This window comes from Novosphingobium sp. FW305-C-111 (assembly GCF_058783565.1).
The window spans coordinates 1-18,858 of record NZ_JBYSYP010000015.1 but is presented as its reverse complement, the minus strand read 5'-3'; the positions used below and the strand labels follow the sequence as shown (position 1 = coordinate 18,858).

General features: G+C 65.7%; 20 protein-coding genes and 1 tRNA gene. 12 read left to right on the top strand and 9 right to left on the bottom strand.

Translation table 11 applies throughout. The annotated features are described in order from the left end of the window. Positions 1 to 151: 151 nt before the first annotated feature. On the top strand, positions 152 to 706 hold the full coding sequence (locus AC3WLD_RS15735) for a DUF1697 domain-containing protein (RefSeq protein WP_492557920.1): 555 nt from the start codon (positions 152 to 154) through the stop codon (positions 704 to 706). Positions 707 to 717: 11 nt separating this feature from the next. Further along, positions 718 to 1,113 carry a 30S ribosome-binding factor RbfA gene (rbfA, locus tag AC3WLD_RS15730; RefSeq protein ID WP_492557919.1) on the top strand — a complete coding sequence of 132 codons (396 nt, stop codon included), beginning with the start codon at positions 718 to 720 and terminating at the stop codon, positions 1,111 to 1,113. Here the strand turns inward: rbfA and AC3WLD_RS15725 are convergent. Next, on the bottom strand, positions 1,110 to 1,691 hold the full coding sequence (locus tag AC3WLD_RS15725) for a YceI family protein (RefSeq protein WP_492557918.1): 582 nt from the start codon (positions 1,689 to 1,691) through the stop codon (positions 1,110 to 1,112). The genes rbfA and AC3WLD_RS15725 overlap by 4 nt on opposite strands. Positions 1,692 to 1,801: 110 nt before the next feature. On the opposite strand from AC3WLD_RS15725, the gene AC3WLD_RS15720 reads away from it, so the two are divergent. The 8 genes from AC3WLD_RS15720 to AC3WLD_RS15685 all read left to right on the top strand — a co-directional run bounded on the left by AC3WLD_RS15720 (position 1,802) and on the right by AC3WLD_RS15685 (position 10,511). Continuing rightward, on the top strand, positions 1,802 to 2,389 hold the full coding sequence (locus AC3WLD_RS15720) for a thymidine kinase (RefSeq protein WP_492557917.1): 588 nt from the start codon (positions 1,802 to 1,804) through the stop codon (positions 2,387 to 2,389). Beyond that, a complete protein-coding gene (locus AC3WLD_RS15715) occupies positions 2,386 to 2,940 on the top strand; it encodes a GNAT family N-acetyltransferase (RefSeq protein ID WP_492557916.1) in 555 nt (184 codons plus the stop codon). Before AC3WLD_RS15720 ends, AC3WLD_RS15715 begins: the two co-directional genes overlap by 4 nt. 5 nt (positions 2,941 to 2,945) lie before the next feature. After that, entirely contained in the window at positions 2,946 to 3,641 is a 696-nt protein-coding gene (locus AC3WLD_RS15710; protein WP_492557988.1) for a site-2 protease family protein, read from the top strand. Between the two features lie 4 nt (positions 3,642 to 3,645). Then, positions 3,646 to 4,674 (top strand): tRNA pseudouridine(55) synthase TruB, encoded by a 1,029-nt coding sequence (gene truB / locus AC3WLD_RS15705; protein WP_492557915.1) that lies wholly within the window; start codon positions 3,646 to 3,648, stop codon positions 4,672 to 4,674. A gap of 5 nt (positions 4,675 to 4,679) precedes the next feature. Beyond that, positions 4,680 to 4,949, top strand: coding sequence for a 30S ribosomal protein S15 (rpsO, locus tag AC3WLD_RS15700; RefSeq protein WP_492557914.1), 270 nt, complete (start codon positions 4,680 to 4,682; stop codon positions 4,947 to 4,949). A gap of 167 nt (positions 4,950 to 5,116) precedes the next feature. After that, entirely contained in the window at positions 5,117 to 7,411 is a 2,295-nt protein-coding gene (pnp, locus tag AC3WLD_RS15695; RefSeq protein ID WP_492557913.1) for a polyribonucleotide nucleotidyltransferase, read from the top strand. A gap of 113 nt (positions 7,412 to 7,524) precedes the next feature. Further along, the gene (locus tag AC3WLD_RS15690) at positions 7,525 to 9,792 is read left to right on the top strand and encodes a PA5441 family protein (RefSeq protein ID WP_492557912.1); all 2,268 of its coding nucleotides are present in this window, start codon (positions 7,525 to 7,527) and stop codon (positions 9,790 to 9,792) included. Next, the gene (locus tag AC3WLD_RS15685; RefSeq protein WP_492557911.1) at positions 9,792 to 10,511 is read left to right on the top strand and encodes a DUF3142 domain-containing protein; all 720 of its coding nucleotides are present in this window, start codon (positions 9,792 to 9,794) and stop codon (positions 10,509 to 10,511) included. Before AC3WLD_RS15690 ends, AC3WLD_RS15685 begins: the two co-directional genes overlap by 1 nt. Here the strand turns inward: AC3WLD_RS15685 and AC3WLD_RS15680 are convergent. From AC3WLD_RS15680 to AC3WLD_RS15660, 5 genes are all read right to left on the bottom strand, one after another. Continuing rightward, positions 10,486 to 11,625, bottom strand: a complete 1,140-nt coding sequence (locus AC3WLD_RS15680) for a GGDEF domain-containing protein (protein ID WP_492557910.1) — start codon at positions 11,623 to 11,625, stop codon at positions 10,486 to 10,488. The genes AC3WLD_RS15685 and AC3WLD_RS15680 overlap by 26 nt on opposite strands. Before the next feature lie 186 nt (positions 11,626 to 11,811). Beyond that, entirely contained in the window at positions 11,812 to 12,039 is a 228-nt protein-coding gene (locus AC3WLD_RS15675) for a hypothetical protein (protein ID WP_492557909.1), read from the bottom strand. A 22-nt stretch (positions 12,040 to 12,061) separates the two neighbouring features. After that, positions 12,062 to 13,486: a radical SAM protein gene (locus tag AC3WLD_RS15670; RefSeq protein ID WP_492557908.1), complete on the bottom strand. Its 1,425-nt coding sequence runs from the start codon at positions 13,484 to 13,486 to the stop codon at positions 12,062 to 12,064. Further along, complete coding sequence (locus AC3WLD_RS15665; protein ID WP_492557907.1) at positions 13,461 to 14,186, bottom strand: prolipoprotein diacylglyceryl transferase; 726 nt, start codon at positions 14,184 to 14,186, stop codon at positions 13,461 to 13,463. Before AC3WLD_RS15665 ends, AC3WLD_RS15670 begins: the two co-directional genes overlap by 26 nt. A gap of 12 nt (positions 14,187 to 14,198) precedes the next feature. Beyond that, the gene (locus tag AC3WLD_RS15660; protein WP_492557906.1) at positions 14,199 to 14,888 is read right to left on the bottom strand and encodes a GcrA family cell cycle regulator; all 690 of its coding nucleotides are present in this window, start codon (positions 14,886 to 14,888) and stop codon (positions 14,199 to 14,201) included. An 85-nt stretch (positions 14,889 to 14,973) separates the two neighbouring features. Here AC3WLD_RS15660 and AC3WLD_RS15655 point away from each other — a divergent pair, with 85 nt between their 5' ends. Continuing rightward, positions 14,974 to 15,858 carry an ABC transporter permease gene (locus tag AC3WLD_RS15655; protein WP_492557905.1) on the top strand — a complete coding sequence of 295 codons (885 nt, stop codon included), beginning with the start codon at positions 14,974 to 14,976 and terminating at the stop codon, positions 15,856 to 15,858. A gap of 27 nt (positions 15,859 to 15,885) precedes the next feature. Here AC3WLD_RS15655 and hspQ read toward each other — a convergent pair whose 3' ends face one another. Beyond that, positions 15,886 to 16,266, bottom strand: coding sequence for a heat shock protein HspQ (gene hspQ / locus AC3WLD_RS15650; RefSeq protein ID WP_492557904.1), 381 nt, complete (start codon positions 16,264 to 16,266; stop codon positions 15,886 to 15,888). A 157-nt stretch (positions 16,267 to 16,423) separates the two neighbouring features. Here hspQ and AC3WLD_RS15645 point away from each other — a divergent pair. Then, a tRNA-Ser gene (locus AC3WLD_RS15645) sits at positions 16,424 to 16,513 on the top strand. A 66-nt stretch (positions 16,514 to 16,579) separates the two neighbouring features. Here the strand turns inward: AC3WLD_RS15645 and AC3WLD_RS15640 are convergent. Next, a complete protein-coding gene (locus tag AC3WLD_RS15640) occupies positions 16,580 to 17,716 on the bottom strand; it encodes a DUF6161 domain-containing protein (protein ID WP_492557903.1) in 1,137 nt (378 codons plus the stop codon). Between the two features lie 95 nt (positions 17,717 to 17,811). Next, positions 17,812 to 18,858 (bottom strand): phage tail tape measure protein (locus tag AC3WLD_RS15635; protein ID WP_492557902.1); only part of this gene is annotated, 1,047 nt, incomplete at its 5' end.

Sequence of the window (18,858 nt, the reverse complement as noted above, 5' to 3'; positions counted from 1 at the left end):
GGAACAGGAAACCATAGAGCGTCGCTCCCAGAATGCGGACGCGACGCTCGGGTGCCTTGGGGAGGGGTTGGGCTGCGCGTGGGTTCTTTCCAGCATCGCATTTTTGGTGATTGGCATCGGAGTGGGATTCGTCTCGTCCCACGGAGCCTGAATGTCCCGCTACGTAGCCTTCCTCGGTTCGATCAACGTCGGCGGCAACCGGCTGACGATGGCGGAACTGCGCGCGGCGTTCGAGGAGGAGGGGTTCAGCGACGTCGAGACCGTCGTCGCCAGCGGCAACGTGCTGTTCACGCATGAGGAGCGCCCGACCCGCGGTCTCGAGGAAAAGCTCGAGCTCCTGGTCCGCCAGCGCTTCGCCATGACGACGATCGCCGCGGTGCGCAGCCGCGACGAGGTGGCCGAGGCGATCAGCGGCAATCCGTTTGCGGGGCCCAAGGAGGGAGCCGGCGAAGACAAGCTGGTCCACACCATGTTCCTCGACCGTGACCCCGATCCCGCTCAGTTCCGGGTGCTGGTGACCGACCACGAGGGGCGCGGGCCGGAGCGTCTCGCCATCGGGCCGCGCGCGCTCTATATCGATTTTGTCGAAGGGGTCGGGAACAGCCGCCTGACCGCGCCCTTCATCGAACGCCGGCTGCAGTGCCGGGGCACGGCGCGGAACATGCGCTCGCTGGCCCGCATCGTCGCCAAGATGGACGAAAGTTGAGAACCCGGCCGATGGCCCGCCAGCAATCCACTCCCGAAACCCGCTCGGTCCGGCTGCTCAAGGTCGGCGAGCAGGTGCGCCACGTGATTTCCGAGCTGCTGACCCGGCAGGAGGTCCACGACGACGTGCTTTCGGCACACTCCGTTTCGGTCACCGAGGTGCGGATGAGCCCCGACCTGCGCCACGCCGCGGTGTTCGTGAAGCCGCTGCTCGGCGCCGACGAGCCCGAGGTGCTGAAGGCCCTGCGCACGCACACCGCGTTTTTCCAGAAGGCGGTCGCGGGCAAGCTCAAGCTGAAATACGCGGCCCGGATCAAGTTCCTGTCCGACGAAAGCTTCGACGAGGCCGGCCGGATCGAGCGGCTGCTGAGCGACCCCCGCGTCGCGCGCGATCTTTCCGAGGACTAGCTGGGGACCATCCGCGCGCGGATGGTGATTGTGACCTCGCGCCCCACGATCAGGCTGTAGGCGGTCATTCCGAAGTCGCGGCGGTTGATCGTCGTGCGCCCGGTCAGGCCCACCGCGACGCGGCCCGTGGCCTGCGCCGGCGGGCTGTCGAACGTGACCGCCAGAATTGCCGGGCGTGTGACGCCGCGCGCGGTGATTTCGCCGACGACATCGGCGTTGCGGTCGCCGCGCATGGTCATACGCTTGCCGACGAAACGAACGGTCGGATAGCGGGCGACATCGAAGAAGTCCTTGCCCTTGAGCCGCGACTGCGTGACCCGATCGCCCGCCGTCAGCTTGCTCGCATCGAGTGTGACGTCGAGGTCGATCGTATCCAGCCGGTCCGGCTCGAGCGAGACCCCGCCGCTCACTTCGGGAAAGCGCGCGGTCTTGCTGGCCAGCCCGAAGAACGCGACCTTGGCGCTGACGGAGCTGCCGGCGGGATCAATGGTGTAGCGATGAACCGGCCCGCTCGCGGCCACGAGCGACAGCGCGGCGACCAAGGTGGTGGTAGCGAGGACGGCTCGGCGCAAACTCATGCGGCGTCTCCTTTCAGCCCTGCCACAACGCCGGACCCGGCGAGTTTATCCATAGCGCAGCCTCCGCGCTACTGGCCTTTCCGCCGCGAGCGCTTATGTCGGGGTCCGGGATGGCCAAGCTCTATTTCTACTACGCCAGCATGAACGCGGGAAAGTCGACCACGCTGTTGCAGGCCGACTTCAACTACCGCGAGCGGGGCATGGCGACGATGCTGTGGACTGCGGCGCTCGACGATCGCGGCGGGGCCAAGGGCGCCGACTATGCGATCGAGAGCCGGATCGGGCTCCACGCCGAGGCTCAGCGCTTCGATGCCTCGACCGACCTGTGGGCGCGGGTGACCGGCGCGCATGCGGTCCAGCCGCTCGCCTGCGTGCTGGTGGACGAGGCGCAGTTCCTCAGCCGCGAGCAGGTCTGGCAGCTCGCCCGGCTGGCGGACGAAGCCAATATCCCGATCCTTTGCTATGGCCTGCGCACCGATTTCCAGGGCGAGCTGTTCCCGGGATCGGCGGCGCTGCTGGGAATTGCCGACGCCTTGGTCGAGCTCAAGGCCGTGTGCCACTGCGGGCGCAAGGCGACCATGAACCTGCGGGTGGACGAAACCGGCGCGGCGGTGCGGGCCGGGGCGCAGACCGAGATCGGCGGCAATGACCGCTATGTCGCGCTGTGCCGCAAGCATTTCAGCGAGGCCATGCGATGAGGGATGATCCGCTCGGACTGCTGACCGTCCTGGAAGACGGACCGCTCCGGCTCGAACCGCTGGAAGAGCGCCACCGCGATGCCCTGCGCGCCGCCTGCGCCGAGGACGAGGCGATCTGGGCGATGTACGCGGTCTCCTATGGCACCGGTCATTTCGACACCAGCTTTTCGAATCTGATCAGCAACGCCGCCCGCCTGCCATCCGCGATTCTCGTCGATGGCGAGCTGGCCGGGATGACGGCGTGGATTGCCACCCATCCCGCTTGGCGGACCAGCGAGATCGGCAACACATACCTTCGCCCGAAATTCCGGGGCGGTCACATCAACGGCCCGCTCAAGCGGCTGATGTTCGCACACGGTTTTGCCTGCGGGCTGAAGCGCATCCAGCTGTGCGTCGATGTGCGCAACCAGCGTTCGCAGGCGGCCTGCCGGAAGGTCGGCGCGACCTTCGAGGGCATCCTTCGTAACGAACGCATCACCTGGACCGGGCACGAACGCGACAGCGCGATCTTTTCGGTCGTCGAACGCGACCGCGAAAGGCTCGGCCTGTGACAGACATGATGGACAACCCGTTCTATGCGGCGGCGGCGCTGATCATCCCGCTGGTGATCGCGATCGTTTTCCACGAAGTCGCGCATGGCTGGGTTGCCAACATGCTCGGCGATCCGACCGCGCGCGACTTGCGGCGGCTGAGCCTCAATCCCATCCGCCACGTCGATCCGATCGGCACGCTGGTCCTGCCGGGCATGCTGGCGCTCGCCGGTGCGCCGGTGTTCGGCTGGGCCAAGCCGGTGCCGGTCAACAAGTGGCGGCTGAGCAATCCGCGCTTCGGGATGATGGCGGTTGCGGCGGCGGGGCCGGGCACGAACCTCGTGCTGGCGCTGTTCGGCGCGGTTGCGCTGGGCCTCCTGGTGCGGCCTTATCTCGGCGTGCAGGAGCCGGGGCCGGTGATCGCCTTCGTCGCCGAGAACCTCAAGAATTTCCTGCTCATCAACATCTTCCTCGCGCTGTTCAACCTCCTGCCGATCCCGCCGTTCGACGGCTCGCATATCGTCGAGGGCCTGCTGCCGCCGCGGCTGGCGGCTGGTTATGAAAAACTGCGCCCATTCGGTTTCCCGCTGCTGTTTCTCATCCTCATCGTGATCCCGTGGGCGCTGCCGCAGTTCCGGATCCTCGAGTGGGTGCTGCTACCGCCGGTCGAGTGGCTGTCGCAGCACTACCTTGCGGTCACCGCCTGGGTGATCAAGGCCTGAGTCCGTGCCGAACGGCTGGATCATCCTCGACAAGCCCGTCGGGCTCGGCTCGACGCAGGCGGTCGCCGCGGTCAAGCGCAACCTGCGCGAGGCGGGCTATGGCAAGAAGGTGAAAGTCGGGCACGGCGGCACACTCGATCCGCTGGCGAGCGGCATCCTCCCGATCGCGCTGGGCGAGGCGACCAAGCTTGCCGGGCGGATGCTCGATGCCAGCAAGGCGTATGCGTTCACCGTCCGGTTCGGGGCAGAGACCGATACGCTGGACCTCGAGGGGCAAGTCATCGCGGAGAGCGACCATCGGCCTTCGCTGGCCGATCTTGAAGCGGTGCTGCCTCGCTTCACCGGACCGATCGAGCAGGTCCCGCCGGCCTATTCCGCGATCCTGATCGACGGGACGCGTGCCTACGACCGCGCGCGGGCGGGGGAGGCGGTAGAGATGAAGCCGCGGGCGGTGACAGTCCACGCGCTCACGATCCTGCCCCAGCGGGGGAGGGGGACCACCGCAGGTGGTGGAGGGGCACCCACCGTGAACACAGCCTCGCCGAGAGCACTCGTTCAGCCGCCCGTGCCCCTCCACCATGCTTCGCATGGTCCCCCTCCCCGCTCCGGGGAGGACCTTGCGGAAATCACCCTCCATGCCCATGTTTCAAAGGGCACCTACATCCGCAGCCTTGCCCGCGACATTGCGCGCGCGCTCGGCACCGTGGGGCACGTGACCATGCTGCGCCGCCTGCGCGCCGGGCCGTTCGGCCTCGATCAGGCGATTTCGCTGGACAAGCTGAACGAAATCGGCAAGGGCGCGCCCCTTGAGAATGTACTCTTGCCGCTGGAGGCAGGGCTGGTCGACATCCCGGCTCTTGACCTCGGTCCGGAACAGGCAAGGGCGGTCCGACAGGGCCGCGTTCTGACCGGACTGCCTGACGACGACGGGCTTTACTGGGTGCGCTCCGGCATGGTGCCGGTGGCCTTGGTGGAGCTTACGGGCGGAAGCCTGACCGTCTCGCGGGGTTTCAATCTCGATGTCGCGGAGTGAATGACATGTCGGTGACCGCCGAAAAGAAGCAGGAAATCATCAAGGACAACGCGCGCCAGGCCAATGACACCGGCTCGCCGGAAGTCCAGGTCGCGATCCTGACCAGCCGCATCCAGACCCTGACCGAGCACTTCAAGTCCCACCACAAGGACAACCACTCGCGTCGCGGCCTGCTGATGATGGTCAACAAGCGCCGTTCGCTGCTCGACTACCTGAAGAGGAAAGACGTCGAGCGCTACAACGCCCTGATCGCCAAGCTGGGTCTTCGCAAGTAACCGGAGGCGGCCCCAAAGCGGGCCGCTTCTTGCATCTGGCCCCGACGCAATGAGGCGGCGGGTCCAGCGAGGGAGGCGCAAAGCCGCGCCTCGACCGGACCGGGACGGTACCCCGGCACAGAGGCCCCGCGCCGCAATAGGGCCGCGCGGGTTCACAAGGAAAATACATGTTCGACGTCAAAACCGTATCGATGGAGTGGGGCGGAAAGACCCTCACCCTGGAAACCGGGCGCATTGCCCGTCAGGCCGATGGGGCCGTGCTCGCCACTTATGGCGAAACCGTGGTGCTGTGCGCCGTGACCGCCGCCAAGTCGGTCAAGGAAGGGCAGGATTTCTTCCCGCTCACCGTCCACTACCAGGAAAAGTTCTTCGCCGCCGGCCGTATCCCGGGTGGCTTCTTCAAGCGCGAACGCGGCGCGACCGAGAAGGAAACGCTGGTTTCCCGTCTCATCGACCGCCCGGTCCGCCCGCTGTTCCCCGAAGGGTTCTACAACGAAATCAACGTCATCGCCCAGGTCCTGAGCTATGACGGCGAAGTCGAGCCCGACGTCCTCGCGATGATCGCCGCCTCGGCTGCGCTGACCATCTCGGGCGTGCCGTTCATGGGCCCGATCGGCGCGTGCCGCGTCGGCTATGAAGACGGCGCCTACACCCTGAACCCCAAGCAGGACGTAGCCGCCAACGGCGCGCTCGACCTCGTCGTCGCCGCCACCGGCAACGCGGTGATGATGGTCGAATCCGAAGCCAAGGAGCTTTCGGAAGAGGTCATGCTCGGCGCGGTGCTGTTCGCGCACGACGAGATCAAGAAGGTCGTGAACCTGATCATCGATCTCGCCGAAAAGGCCGCCAAGGATCCGTGGGACGTCGCCATCAGCGACAACACCGCGATCAAGGACAAGCTCAAGAAGCTGATCGGTGCCGACATCGCTGCCGCCTACAAGCTGACCGACAAGTCGGCCCGCTCGAACGCGCTCAACGAAGCCCGCGCCAAGGCCAAGGAAGCCTTCGCGAGCGAGGACGCGCAGACCCAGATGGTCGCGATCAAGTCGGTCAAGAAGGTCGAGGCGGACATCGTCCGCGGCGCGATCCTCAAGGACGGCACCCGCATCGACGGGCGCAAGGTCAACCAGGTTCGCCCGATCGAATCGATCGTCGGCTTCCTGCCGCGCACCCACGGTTCGGCGCTGTTCACCCGCGGCGAAACGCAGTCGATCTGCACCACCACGCTGGGCACCAAGGACGCCGAGCAGATGATCGACGGGCTGGAGGGTCTCTCCTACTCGAATTTCATGCTGCACTATAACTTCCCGCCGTACTCGGTTGGCGAAGTTGGGCGTTTCGGCGCTCCCAGCCGCCGCGACACCGGCCACGGCAAGCTCGCCTGGCGCGCGCTGCGCGCGGTGCTGCCGACGAAGGAAGAGTTCCCCTACACGATCCGCGTGGTCTCGGACATCACCGAGTCCAACGGTTCCTCCTCGATGGCGACCGTCTGCGGCGGCGCGCTTTCGATGATGGACGCCGGCGTGCCGATCAAGCGCCCGGTTTCGGGCATCGCGATGGGCCTGATCCTTGAAGGCAGCGAGTTCACCGTGCTCTCCGACATCCTCGGCGACGAGGACCACCTCGGCGACATGGACTTCAAGGTGGCCGGCACCTCCGAAGGCATCACCACGATGCAGATGGACATCAAGGTCGCCGGGATCACCAAGGAGATCTTCGAGAAGGCGCTCCACCAGGCCAAGGAAGGCCGCGCGCACATCCTCGGCGAGATGACCAAGTCGCTGGGCGAGGCCCGCACCGAGCTTTCGGCCCACGCTCCGCGCATCGAGACGCTGCAGATCGACAAGTCGAAGATCCGCGACGTCATCGGCACCGGCGGCAAGGTGATCCGCGAGATCGTCGCCACCACCGGCGCCAAGGTCGACATCGACGACGAGGGCCTGATCAAGATCAGCTCGTCGGACCTCGGCCAGATCGAAGCCGCCAAGAACTGGATCCTCGGCATCGTCGAGGAAGCGGAAGTCGGCAAGGTCTACAAGGGCAAGGTCGTCAACATCGTCGACTTCGGCGCCTTCGTGAACTTCATGGGCGGCAAGGACGGTCTCGTCCACGTCTCCGAAATGAAGAACGAGCGCGTGGAAAAGCCGACCGACGTCGTCAAGGAAGGCCAGGAAGTCTTCGTCAAGGTCCTCGAGATCGACAACCGCGGCAAGGTTCGCCTGTCGATGCGCGTCGTCGACCAGGAGACCGGCGAGCAGCTCGAAGACACCCGTCCGCCCCGCGAACCGCGTGAACCGCGCGGCGACCGTGGTGGCGACCGCCGTGGCCCGCGTGGCGGTGGTGACCGTGGCGGCCGTGATCGCGGCCCGCGCCGCGACCGCGACGACCGCGGCCCGCGCCGTGACCGCGAAGAAGGCGGCAACCCGGACCACGTCCCGGCGTTCCTCAAGAACGACGACTGAGGCCGACCGCTTCGGATCAAAACGAAAGGGCTCGCGGGAAACCGCGGGCCCTTTTCGCTTGCATGACGGCGGTTTGCGGCGAATTCTGCCTGCGACGAGCGAGGGAGGGTGTGATGAAGCGGATCGTGCTGGCGGCAGCGGGGCTGATGGCGCTGGCGGTGCCTGCCGCGCTCCACGCCAGCGGCGATTATTCGTGCGATGTCGTCTGGAAGCTCGCCTCGGGCGGGCCGGATTGCGCGGACCGGATTGCCATTGCGCCGGGCAACGACAGCCGGGTCAACCTGCTGCTGCTCCTGCGCGCGAAGGCCGGGCTGCGCACGCCGGAGGGGCCGTACACCAAGGTCGGCTACGAGAGCGAAGGGTACGGGCACACCTTCCTCGATTGGGACATGCTGGCCGAAGGGGCGTTCCCGGGGACCCGCTCGGGCGAGGACGGGAGTTATGACCCCGATGCGCCTGTGCCGCCCAGCGAGGCGACTTTGGCGTTCCTGGCCGCGCTGGACGGCGCGCAGGGAGTGCCCGCAAGCGAGAAGCAGGCTCTGGGCGACTTGCGCCGCGCGCTCGACAGCTATGCGACGCGGCTCGTCAACTGGCAGGCGGCGAAGCAGCGGGAGGACTGGTGGAAGGACTACCACTCCGGCTGCGACCTCGATGCGTCCCCAAGCGCGGAGCCAGCGAGCGAGGCGGCTTGCGAAGACACTTACCGGCCCGAACCGGCAGGACCCGAGCCAGTCCAGCCCAGCTTCGACCTTCCGGTCGGCAGCGTCGCCGGCAAGGCGTTCCTCGCCTACCTGAAGGCCGCCGATGCCTTCAACGCGGAACGCTGGGACGAGGCCAGCGCCGGCTTCACCGCGCTCGGCACGTCGCCCGAACCCTGGGTGCGAGAGGTCTCCAGCTACCTCGTCGGCCGCACGCTGCTGCGGCAGGCGCTCGCGGAGACGATCAGTGACGATGGCTGCTGCGAAGACCTCGACAAGGTTCGCAAGGACCGGGTCGAGGCGGGCGAAGCGGCGCTGCTGGCCTACCTGCGGGCCTATCCGACCGGGCGTTACGCGGAGTCCGCGCGCGGTCTCCAGCGCCGGGCCCTGTGGCTGAAAGGCGACCAGAAGGGCCTTGCCTCCGCGTATGAGGTGCTACTCGGCAAGGCGGATGCGGCGCGGCCTGAAGTCACCGCGCTGGTCGAGGAGGTCGACAACAAACTACTGTTCTACCCCGGCCGCGATCCCGCGGCGCAAGGGCCGTTGCTGCTGGCCGCGCTCGATCTCGTCCAGATGCGCAGCGATATCGAGGAAGACTGGGACGAGGCGACCGACAAGCCCGTCACTCGCAAGGTCGAGCCCAAGCTGACCGAGGCGGATATCGCCGCGCAGGCGCAGGCCTTTGCCGGGGAACCTGCGCTTTATGGGCTGATCAAGGCCAATCACGCGTTCTATGTGAAAGGCGATTACCGGCAGGTCCTGGCCTTGGTCCCGGACGATGCGCGCAAGCCTTCCTACAATTCGGTCGACTTCAGCCGCCAGGTCCTGCGAGGCCTCGCGCTGGCCGCGCTGAACGACCCCAACACCGAGGGCTTCTGGCGCGAGCTACTGGGCGGCGCCAACGACATGTGGCAGCGCCCGACAGTTGAACTCGGCCTCGCCATGGCGATGGAGCGGGGTGACCGGGTGGCGCAGGCGCTGGGTCGGGAGTCTGTCCTGCGCGATAGCCTGACGCGCAGGGTGCTCGCCGGGCGTTCCGCCAGCGCCGCGACGCTGCGCGACATCGCGCTTAACGAGCAGCGCCCGCAGGAAGAACGCGACAGTGCGCTGTTCGCGCTGCTCTACAAGCAACTCACGCGGGGCGACTACGCCGGGTTCGTCGCCAACCGTGCATTGGTCCGCAAGGGCGCGGACACCGAGGCGGGGCTGTGGGACTATTTCGCCGCCGAGACGATCCCGGTCGGGCTGTTCACCGCTGGCAAGTGGTCCGACGGCTACCCCTGCGCCTCGATCGGCGAGACCGCGCAGAAGCTCTCCGCCAATCCCCGCGATCCCGCCGCGCGGCTGTGCGTTGGCGAGTTCCTGCGGCTCAACGGCTTCGATTATTTCACCGCGCTCGATGCCGCGCCCGAAAGCGACGAGTTGGGTGGGGCGCGGCGCGACTTCCGGGGCGAGCCCACGCCGCGGGGCATGATCTACCGCAGCCTGATCGACGACCGCACCACCCCGGCGAACGAGCGCGCCTATGCGCTTTATCGCATGGTCCGTTGCTATGCCCCGTCGGGCAACAACAGCTGCGGCGATCCTGACGTCGAGGAGCCCCAGCGGGCTGCGTGGTTCCAGCAGCTCCAGCGCGAGTATCCGCAGAGTCCGTGGGCGCGGAAGCTGAAGTTCTACTGGTAGTGCGCCGGGCGCTCTTCGCGCTGCTTGCGGCGCTGCTCTGCGCCTCGTGCGGTTCCGGCAAGGGGCGGGTCAATCCGGCGGATTACGACAGCTTCTTCCTGTGGGGCGGGGTGCGCGCCGGGCCTTATCTGGAAAAGGGCCGGGAGTTCTACATCCTGTCCGGCGAGGTACGCGGGCGAGACGGAACCCGGCTCGAGCCGCGCCGCCCGCAAGTGCCACGGATGGGCGATCGGCGGGTCTGGGTGGTTGTACGCAGCGAGACGCCCCGGTGGAGCCCCGCGGTGCGCGAGGCGGTGCTGCGCGATGTGACCCGCTGGGCGGCAGCGAACCCGCGGTTCGAGGGATTGCAGGTCGACTTCGATTCCGCGACCCGTGATCTGTCAGGCTACACCGCGTTCCTGCGATCGCTGCGGGAAAGCCTGCCGGCAGGGTACAAGCTGTCCATCACCGGCTTGCTCGACTGGAGCGCCAATGCCGATCCGGCAGACCTTTCAGACCTTGCGGGCACGGTGGACGAGATCGTCGTCCAGACTTACCAGGGGCGCAGCACGGTCCCCGGGTACCAGGACTACATGCCCTCGCTGAAGCGCCTGCCGCTGCCGTACAAGGTCGGTCTCGTCGCGGGCGGGGAGTGGCGGCCGCCTGACTGGCTCGAACATTCGCAGGACAATTTCCGCGGCTACGTCGTGTTCCTCACCCCGCCGGAGCGTCGGCCCTGACAATGCGGTTGCGGCCCTCGTTCTTGGCCCGGTAAAGCGCCTCGTCGGCGGCCTTGAGCGCCGCGCTCTTGGTCTTGAACGCGAACAGGTCGGCTATCCCGGCGGAAAACGAGACGCGGCCGAACGGCACGTCGGTGGCGCGGTTGACGAGACGGCGATCGGCCAGGTCCTCGCGCGCTGCGTCGAGCCGGTCGAAGGCCTCGCGTGACGTCAGGTTACGAAACAGCACCGCGAATTCCTCGCCGCCGTGGCGGGCGACGTGGCACTTGTCGTCGGAGATGCGGGCCAGCGTTTCGGCGACGACCTTGAGCACGCGATCCCCGGCGGCGTGGCCGTGGGTGTCGTTGATCCGCTTGAACAAGTCGATGTCGCAGAACGCGACCGACAGCGGCTGGCCGGCGTCGCGGGCCTCCTTGAACTCCCTGTCGAGCAGTTGCTCGAACGAGCGCCGGTTGGGCAGGCCGGTGAGGTGGTCGTGGTCCGCCAGCCGCCGCGCTTCCTCGAGGTTCTTCTGGAGTGACCGGGCGCGCTTCTCGCTGCGGTCGAGTTCGTATTCGATGGCGCGGGTGCGTTCCATCATCGCCTTGGTCAGGGTGGCGAGATCGGAGATCACCACGCCCGCCTTGCCGACTTTTTCGAGGTCGTCGACATGCTGCTTCAACGCGACGTTGTAGTCGCTTGCTGCGTCACGCGCCGAAAGCGTGTTGCGGCTGAATTCGTCGATGCTTTCTTCGAGCCGGCTCATGAGCGTGGAAAGCAGCGTCTCCTCGCGGACGCGTCCGGAATCGCGCGCCACTTCCTCCAGCCAGCCCAGCGTGATCGGCTGCCCACTCTCGCTGCGTTCGCGGACGAGCTCGGTCAGGCGCGGGCTGTAGCCGGTGACGCAGTCATAGGCGATGGTCAGCGTATAGGGCATCAGCTCGAGCCCGTGGGTGGCGAGGAAATCGCCGATCTCGCCAAGCAGGGGGCGCTGCAGTTCGAGCCGCATGTCGCGAAGGCTGCGCGGTTTTGGGAGATCGGGGGAGCGGGCGGAACTCTCGTCGTCAGCGGTGCGGCCAAGCCACTGCCAGAACCGGCTGCGGCGAGCGGAGAGATCGGGATCGTGCGCGGTCATGGCGACCCTATGGCGCGGCAATGGTCGATTTTAACCATCCGCGGGGATCGGGACTTTTGCTTAGTCCGAAGGCGGATCTCGAAGCTCAACGTCATTGCGAGGCCGCAGGCCGCGGCAATCCAGCAGCGCGCAACGCTCTGGATTGCTTCGTCGCTACGCTCCTCGCAATGACGAGGGGGAGGAGGGCTACTCCGACCGCACCAGATAGCGCCCCCCGATAAACAGGCCGAGCCCGCCGGCGAACGGGATGCCGCCGAAGATCAGTAGGACCGGAATGCCACCGGCGAGGTCCGACCACTGGCTGTTATTGGCTTCGGACAGGGCGATGCCGATGATCCACAGACTGCACAGCCCGCTCGCCCCGGCGATCAGCAGCCCCGCCGCCATCATCAGCCCGCCCATCAGCTTGCGCATCGTCTTGCCCCCCCTGCTGTCGTCAGCGCCGCGCCCGGTTGCGGGCGAGCACGCCCGCGCCCTCGGCCCCGTCGCGGTAGAACGTGTTGTAGGTGTCGAACGGAACGATCTGCCCCTCGGGCGTCACGAAGTGGACGCAGCTGCGTTTCACCGTGCCGAGGTCGAAGTTGTAGCGATCGAGGAACTGGAGGATTACCACCCGGAACGAGTTGGCATAGCCCAGCTCTTCCGGCACCATCGCCTGCGGCAGGCAGCACAGCAGACCGGCCAGCTTGTCCTCGGTATTGCACTGGCTGGTGGCGAGCGAGAGCAGGTCGAAGATCCTCTCGCGCAGCAACGGATAGGCTTCGTAGCTGATCGTGTTCGGCCCGGCGAGGATCACCTCGCGCGGGAGCAGCGAGGTGATCGGGGTGACGCTCCGCCCGTCGCGTAGGCCATAGCCGATGCAGATCTGGTCGGGGTTGCAGGGCAGGGGGATCATGTCCTCGAGGCTGAACACGCCCGATTTTGCCACCTCGCGCCGGATCTGGGTGACGAGCACGCGGTTCTCGTTTGCGTCGAACCCGTCGTTGCGTCCGGCGTCCTGCACCGGCTGGAAGGTCACCCCGCGCACGCAGCGCCATTCGAGCGCGTGGCGGACGATGTCGGCCACCTCGTGATCGTTCACCCCGCGCTTGACCACCGCGACCAGCGTGGTGGAGAGGTTCACCCGCTCCAGCTGTTCGAGCGCCTGCCGCCGGATCCGCGCCAGCTTGGCGCCGCGCAGGTCGACCAGCGCATCGTCGCTGAGCGAGTCGAACTGGAGATAGACCTCGAGCCGCGGGGCATAGCTCGCCAGCCGCTCCACGAACGCCGGGTCCTGCGCGATGCGCACGCCGTTGGTGTTGATCATGACGTGGCGGATCGGGCGGCGTTTCACCGCGTCGAGGATCGCGAAGAACTCCGGATGAATTGTCGGCTCACCGCCGGAGAGCTGGACAAGGTCGGGCTCGCCCTCGCTCTCCACCAGCGCGTCGAGCATCGTCTCGATCTCGGCCAGCGGGCGGTGGCTGCCGTGGATGTCGGTGGCGTTGGCGAAACACACCGGGCAGGCGAGGTTGCAGGCCTGGTTGATCTCGACGATGGCGAGGCACGAATGCTGCTCGTGATCGGGGCACAACCCGCAGTCCCACGGGCACCCGGCCTCGGTCCGCGACTGGTAGGCGAGCGGGCGGTCACCCGGCTTGATCCACAGCTTCTGCGCGCGCCAATAGTCGAGATCGTCGCTGATCAGGGTCTTCTGGACCCCGTGGTCGCGGCAGCGCTTGAGGTAATAGACGCGCGCCTCGTTCTCGACGATGACCTTTGCGGGCACGACCTCGAGGCAGGTCTCGCACAGGCTGCTGGTCTGGCCGTGGAAGACATACGGCGCGGACTTGCGTTCAGGCGCGGGCGGGCTCGCCGCCATCACGTCTCCACCAGGCAAGTCCATAGGCGATCAACCCCAGCATCAGCAGGTGGAAGACGTTGAGCGGACCCACCACCGGCGGATACGGTTTCACGAACTCCCACGCGAACCGCTGGGCAGCATAGACGATAACCAGCGCGTGGAAAGCGTGGGCCGTGGCCCACCGCGCACCGTTGCCGCGGGCGCGCACATAGATGCAAGCGAACAGCGCCATCGTCGCGCTCTCGTAAAGCTGCACCGGGTGGCGCGGGATGCCGTCGCCAAGGTCGACTGCCCAGGGCAGCGCAGTCGGCGCGCCATAAGTGAAATCGGCCAGTCCCGCGAAGAAGCAGCCCAGCCGCCCGACCGCGATGCCGACCGCCAGCGGCAGGACGAACGCCCCACCGGTCGAGCGCCGGATGCCGCGTCGCCACTTCCACAGCTCGACGCCAAGGATGCCGCCCGCGAGCGCGCCCGCCACCGAATGCGACGGCGTCGCCAGCAGGCTGCGCAGCGAGTTGGCGGAGCCGAGCAGCCATGCGCCCGCCAGCGCGCCGAGTGCCAGGGCGATGAAATAGGATGGCTCGGTTACCCGAGCGAGCGCGTTCGCGTCAGTCGGCCAGCGCCGGTGCTGCCAGCGCGCGGCCAGCGCCGCGCTCACCCATGCGGCAAGGTCGAACAGATAGTGCGCCCACCACGCCGTCGGCGGATGGAGCGCCACCACTTGGCCGGATCAGCGGACCCGCGGGCCGCCGAACGGCATCGGCGGAGGGGGCCGGCGGGCGCCGCGCGGAAGCTGCGCCTGGTAGGCCCGGCCGCAGTGCTCGACGCAGTACGGGAACCCGGGGTTCACCTTCTCGCCGCAGAAATGGAAGTCCGGCTCGCCCGGATGGCCCATCGGCCAGCGGCAGATGCGATCGTTAAGGTCGAGCAGGCTGGTCTTGTCGGCAATCTCCGGGCTCGGCCGCGCGGGCACAAGGCGGCGCGGCGGGGCCGGCGGGATCGGAGCCTGCTGGTCGCCGGGACCCTGGCGAAGGAAGCCGCCAGGGCCGACCGAGACGATCCGCGGCTGCGGCGCCGCGGGCGCGGCGGCGACGACCGGCGCTTCGGTGGCCGGGCGCGCTTCAGCGGCCGGAGTGGCCGGTGCGGCGCTCGGCGTCGGTGCAGGAGCCGGGCGCGGCGCGGCGGCGCGCGGTTCGGCTGGAGCTGGCGCGGGCTTGGGCGCAGCGGCGCGGGGAGCCGGCGCTTCGGCCTTTTCGTTGGCCTTGACCGGGGAAGGGCGTGCCTTCAGCCCCAGCCGGTGGGCCTTGCCGATCACGGCATTGCGACTGACCCCGCCGAGTTCATCGGCGATCTGCGAGGCGGTCGACCCGCCCTCCCACATCTTGGTCAGCTTTTCGATCCGTTCGTCGGTCCAGCTCATTACCCAACCTTGTCCTTCGTGCGGCGACGGGAAAACCGGCGCGTCGATCTTGTCATGCGCGGCGGTGCGCGATACCGCCGTGCCCATGGCCGAAAACAACACGACCCCGCAAGGGGCAGATGCCGGTCCGATCGGGGCCCGCAGCTTTCATGGATTTCCTCCGCCCGGGACGCCGCTGATCCGCGGCATGAACCGCCTCGGGCTGTGGACCCTCTATATGAAGGAGGTGCGGCGTTTCTTCAAGGTCCAGACCCAGACGATCTGGGCTCCGGCAGTGACAACGCTGCTCTACCTGATGATCTTCACCCTCGCGATGGGGCAGGGTGGGCGGATGGTGCTGGGGGTGCCCTTCGCCAGCTTCGTCGCGCCGGGGCTGATCGCGATGGGGATGATCAACAATTCCTTCGCGAACGCCAGCTTCGGCCTGCTCGGCGGCAAGATCCAGGGCACGATCATCGACTACCTGATGCCTCCGATCAGCGAGGGAGAGCTGCTCGCCGGTCTCGTCGGTGCGGCGGTGACCCGGGCCATCCTCGTCGGCCTTGCGGTGTGGGCGGCGATGCTGCTGTGGCCGGGCGTCGATCTGACCATCCGTCACCCGTGGGCGGTCGTGTGGTTCGGGCTGATGGGCTCGATCCTGCTCGCGCTGGTCGGTGTGCTGACTTCCTTGTGGGCGGAGAAGTTCGATCACAACGCGGCGGTGACCAACTTCGTCATCACTCCGCTGTCGATGCTTTCGGGCACGTTTTACGTGATTACCAACCTTGCGCCGGTCTTCCAGACGGTCAGCCGGATGAACCCGATCTTCTACGTGATCTCGGGCTTCCGCTATGGCTTCCTCGGGCAGAGCGACATCGGCAACACCAACGAGGCGGTGCTCCACGGGGCGATCGGGCTGGGCGTGCTGAACCTGGTGTTTGCGCTGGGCGTCTATGCCCTGTTCCGCAGCGGCTGGAAGCTGAAGAGCTGATCGCGGGGCTTTTGTGGCAACGTGGCGCTAGTGCCGCATGCCCCGGCGCAGCTTGTAACGTCCGTTGCGGAACGCCTCGAACAGTTCGTCCACCTTCGGGTGGTCTACAGGCCCGGCATCGGCGTCGCTCAGCAGGTTCTGCTGGCTGACATAGGCGATATAGTTCGAATCCTCGTTCTCGGCGAGGAGGTGGTAGAACGGCTGCTCGCGCGAGGGGCGGACTTCGGCCGGGATCGACTCGTACCATTCCTCGCTGTTGGCGAAGACCGGGTCGATATCGAAGATGACCCCGCGAAAATCGAACATGCGGTGTTTGACCACGTCGCCGATGGCGAAGCGGGCATGACTGACCGGGGGGGCCGAAACGAAGCGGCCGGTGTGGCTCGAGAAGTAGTTCGCGCGCTCCATGCCTGTGGATATAGGTGCAGTGCAGCACGCAGACAAGCGAGGGGCGACGGTTTTGCGCAGTCTTCCCGCGCTTTGCTCTTGGCAAGCGGCAAACCTTGCGCTAACCGCCCGCTTCCTCGACCGGGACCGCGCATCCGCGCCCCCATCGGCACTTCACGGAGAGGTGGCAGAGTGGTCGAATGCGCCGCACTCGAAATGCGGTGTACGGGCAACCGTACCGTGGGTTCGAATCCCACCCTCTCCGCCATTTCCCATTGAAAAATAACGATAAATTTCTGGTTTGAGGTTTCTGCCCCAACTTCTGCCCTAATAGCTAATGTTGCCCTCTCGCCAGAGCGGCCGATGCCAACGCGGCCGGCGAAATTAGCGGCAATCCGTCATCCTTCACGAGTCCGTCTGAAACTGGCGCAAAGAGCGACGCGAGAACAATCTTGCGGTCATCCTCTGTGGCTGCTTGGTCTTTAGATAGGGCAAGGTATGTGTGTGCCATCGCGGAACGGACAGAGGCGTCCGTTGCAAGGTGACCTTGTGAAATCATCGATCGTACAATGACTCGCATTGTCCACAGGTAGAGCGTGAAGAGCACAACGGAGCTGGCAGCGTAGGCGGCAATCCGCGCGGTTTGGTCGCGATCAAATAGCCAGGATGCCAATTCCAAGCCCCCATAGATCCAGCCGATCGCTGCAAGGCCCCCGACGATTCCGACGCCTATCGCCCAGCTCTTGAACGATTGATAGGCCGTGCGATGGTTTGTCGCGCGACTTTCCCAAAGTTCCACGGCGGTTTCAGTCTTCAGTTGCTCAATGAAGGAATTGTAGGCTTCCAACCAGGATGATTGAGCCTTGGAAAGATTCTCCGCCGCTTTGTCTCGATACTCGTTCAGCGCATCTTTGAAATAAGTTTCTGTATCGGCAAATGAATTTCGCTGTGCCTGAAGCTCGGCCTCGTCATTTGTTAACAAGTCTTGTAGACGAAACTCAAATTCATTAATAACGTCGGTGAGCATTTTGTTGGTATTAGGCTTCCTTAACTGACTTTCCAAATTCGCAGAAACTGACATTCGTATAATTGTATCTAAATCTTGATAATTCAAATTATGTAAAGCATAATTGCCATGAGATGGATCCAAAAATTCGCGCAATCTTTGGGCAGCATTATTTCCAGAGTTTCTAGAGGCATCTAAGAGCGATCGGTAGACGTTTAAATGAGGAGTCACTGTTGGGTTAGCGCGTATCCACGCGTACAGCTGCTCGTCGTTTAGATCGCTGTTAGATTTTGCCTCAATTTCTCGCCAGCGACTTTGGTAGTAGTTCCCCCAAATATCCCAAGCGGCCTTGTCCGAAGCCTTCAAATCCGAAAGATTGCTTTGCTGAGCCTGAGCGTAGGTTTGCAATTCAGCCCGCGTCCGAAAAGATTTCGGCTGCTCATACCGATTAAACTGCACCTGCATTTGCCGCCCCTCGCTTTGCCCCTAGAACAAAGCGAGTATATGCCGCCTGAGCGACCGCGCCAGAGCGCAGCCACCTGTTCATGTGGAAATCCCGCCTAGCCGCTCATCGCCTGCCGGACCGCGCCAGCGTTGTCGCGGATGAAATTCAAGAAGGCCTTTTCGCCGGTTTTGGTCGCCAGTCCCTCGCGATACATGGCGCCGGCATCAATCGTATTCACAACCTTCAGGTTGACCGGCGATTGGCCTCCGCCGTTTGCGACGTGGCGCGGATCGTTGGCTGTCAACACTTCCTCGCCACGCTTCAGGACCGCGGGAACCTCGCCAGGGAGCAATCCGGCGATGCCGCCCCGATGGTAACGCATGGCGGCCGCGAACCATTCCGGCTGTACCGCGCGGGGACCGGATAAGCCGGTCGCACGGAGACCGGGCAGCAAGTTGGCTTCGCCGATGACGCCGCCCCCGTGCGCCATGACTCCGCCCATCGCGCCAAACCCGCCCGTCATACCCGCGCCATTCGACAGGGAGCCGCCCGCCGCACCGCCAAGGCTCGAAAGGATCCCAGAGACCAGGTTGAAAATGAGCTGTTGCTCAATCATCCGCGCGATTTGCCGCAGGAAGTCGAATGCGAACGAAAGGAACGCGTCGCGCGCCGATCGGAATACGTTGGCCCCTTGCGCAACCGACTGTGCGAACCGGTCAAACGCGTCCGTTGCGCCCGATGCCGCTTGCTCCGCGATCGTGCCCAGGCTGATCCCCAGGAAGGTCCCCAGTCGCTGCGTACTGAGCGCCGCGGTTTCGAGCCGCAGAATGATGGAGTCCAGTTCGCCGGCCAATTCCGGCATGGCTGCCAGGGCTTCAGGATTTCCCCGCAATGCCTCATAGAACGCCTTTGCGCGTTCGATCGCGTCGGAAAGCCGGCCGTTGATGTCGTCCAGGCGCGGGACAAGGGCGTCCGCTTGGCTGGCCTGCCCGTTGTCGCGGAAAAACTGAATCTGTTGCTGCAGTTCGTCGCGCTGTGCCTGTAGCTGCGAAACGCGGTTGTCGACTTCCTCGCGCTGTGCCTGCAGTTGGACACCTCGAAGAACTCGCTGTTTTCGGCCTGAAGGGGGTGCGAAGGGTCTGATCGCGGTCTTTGGTGCGTG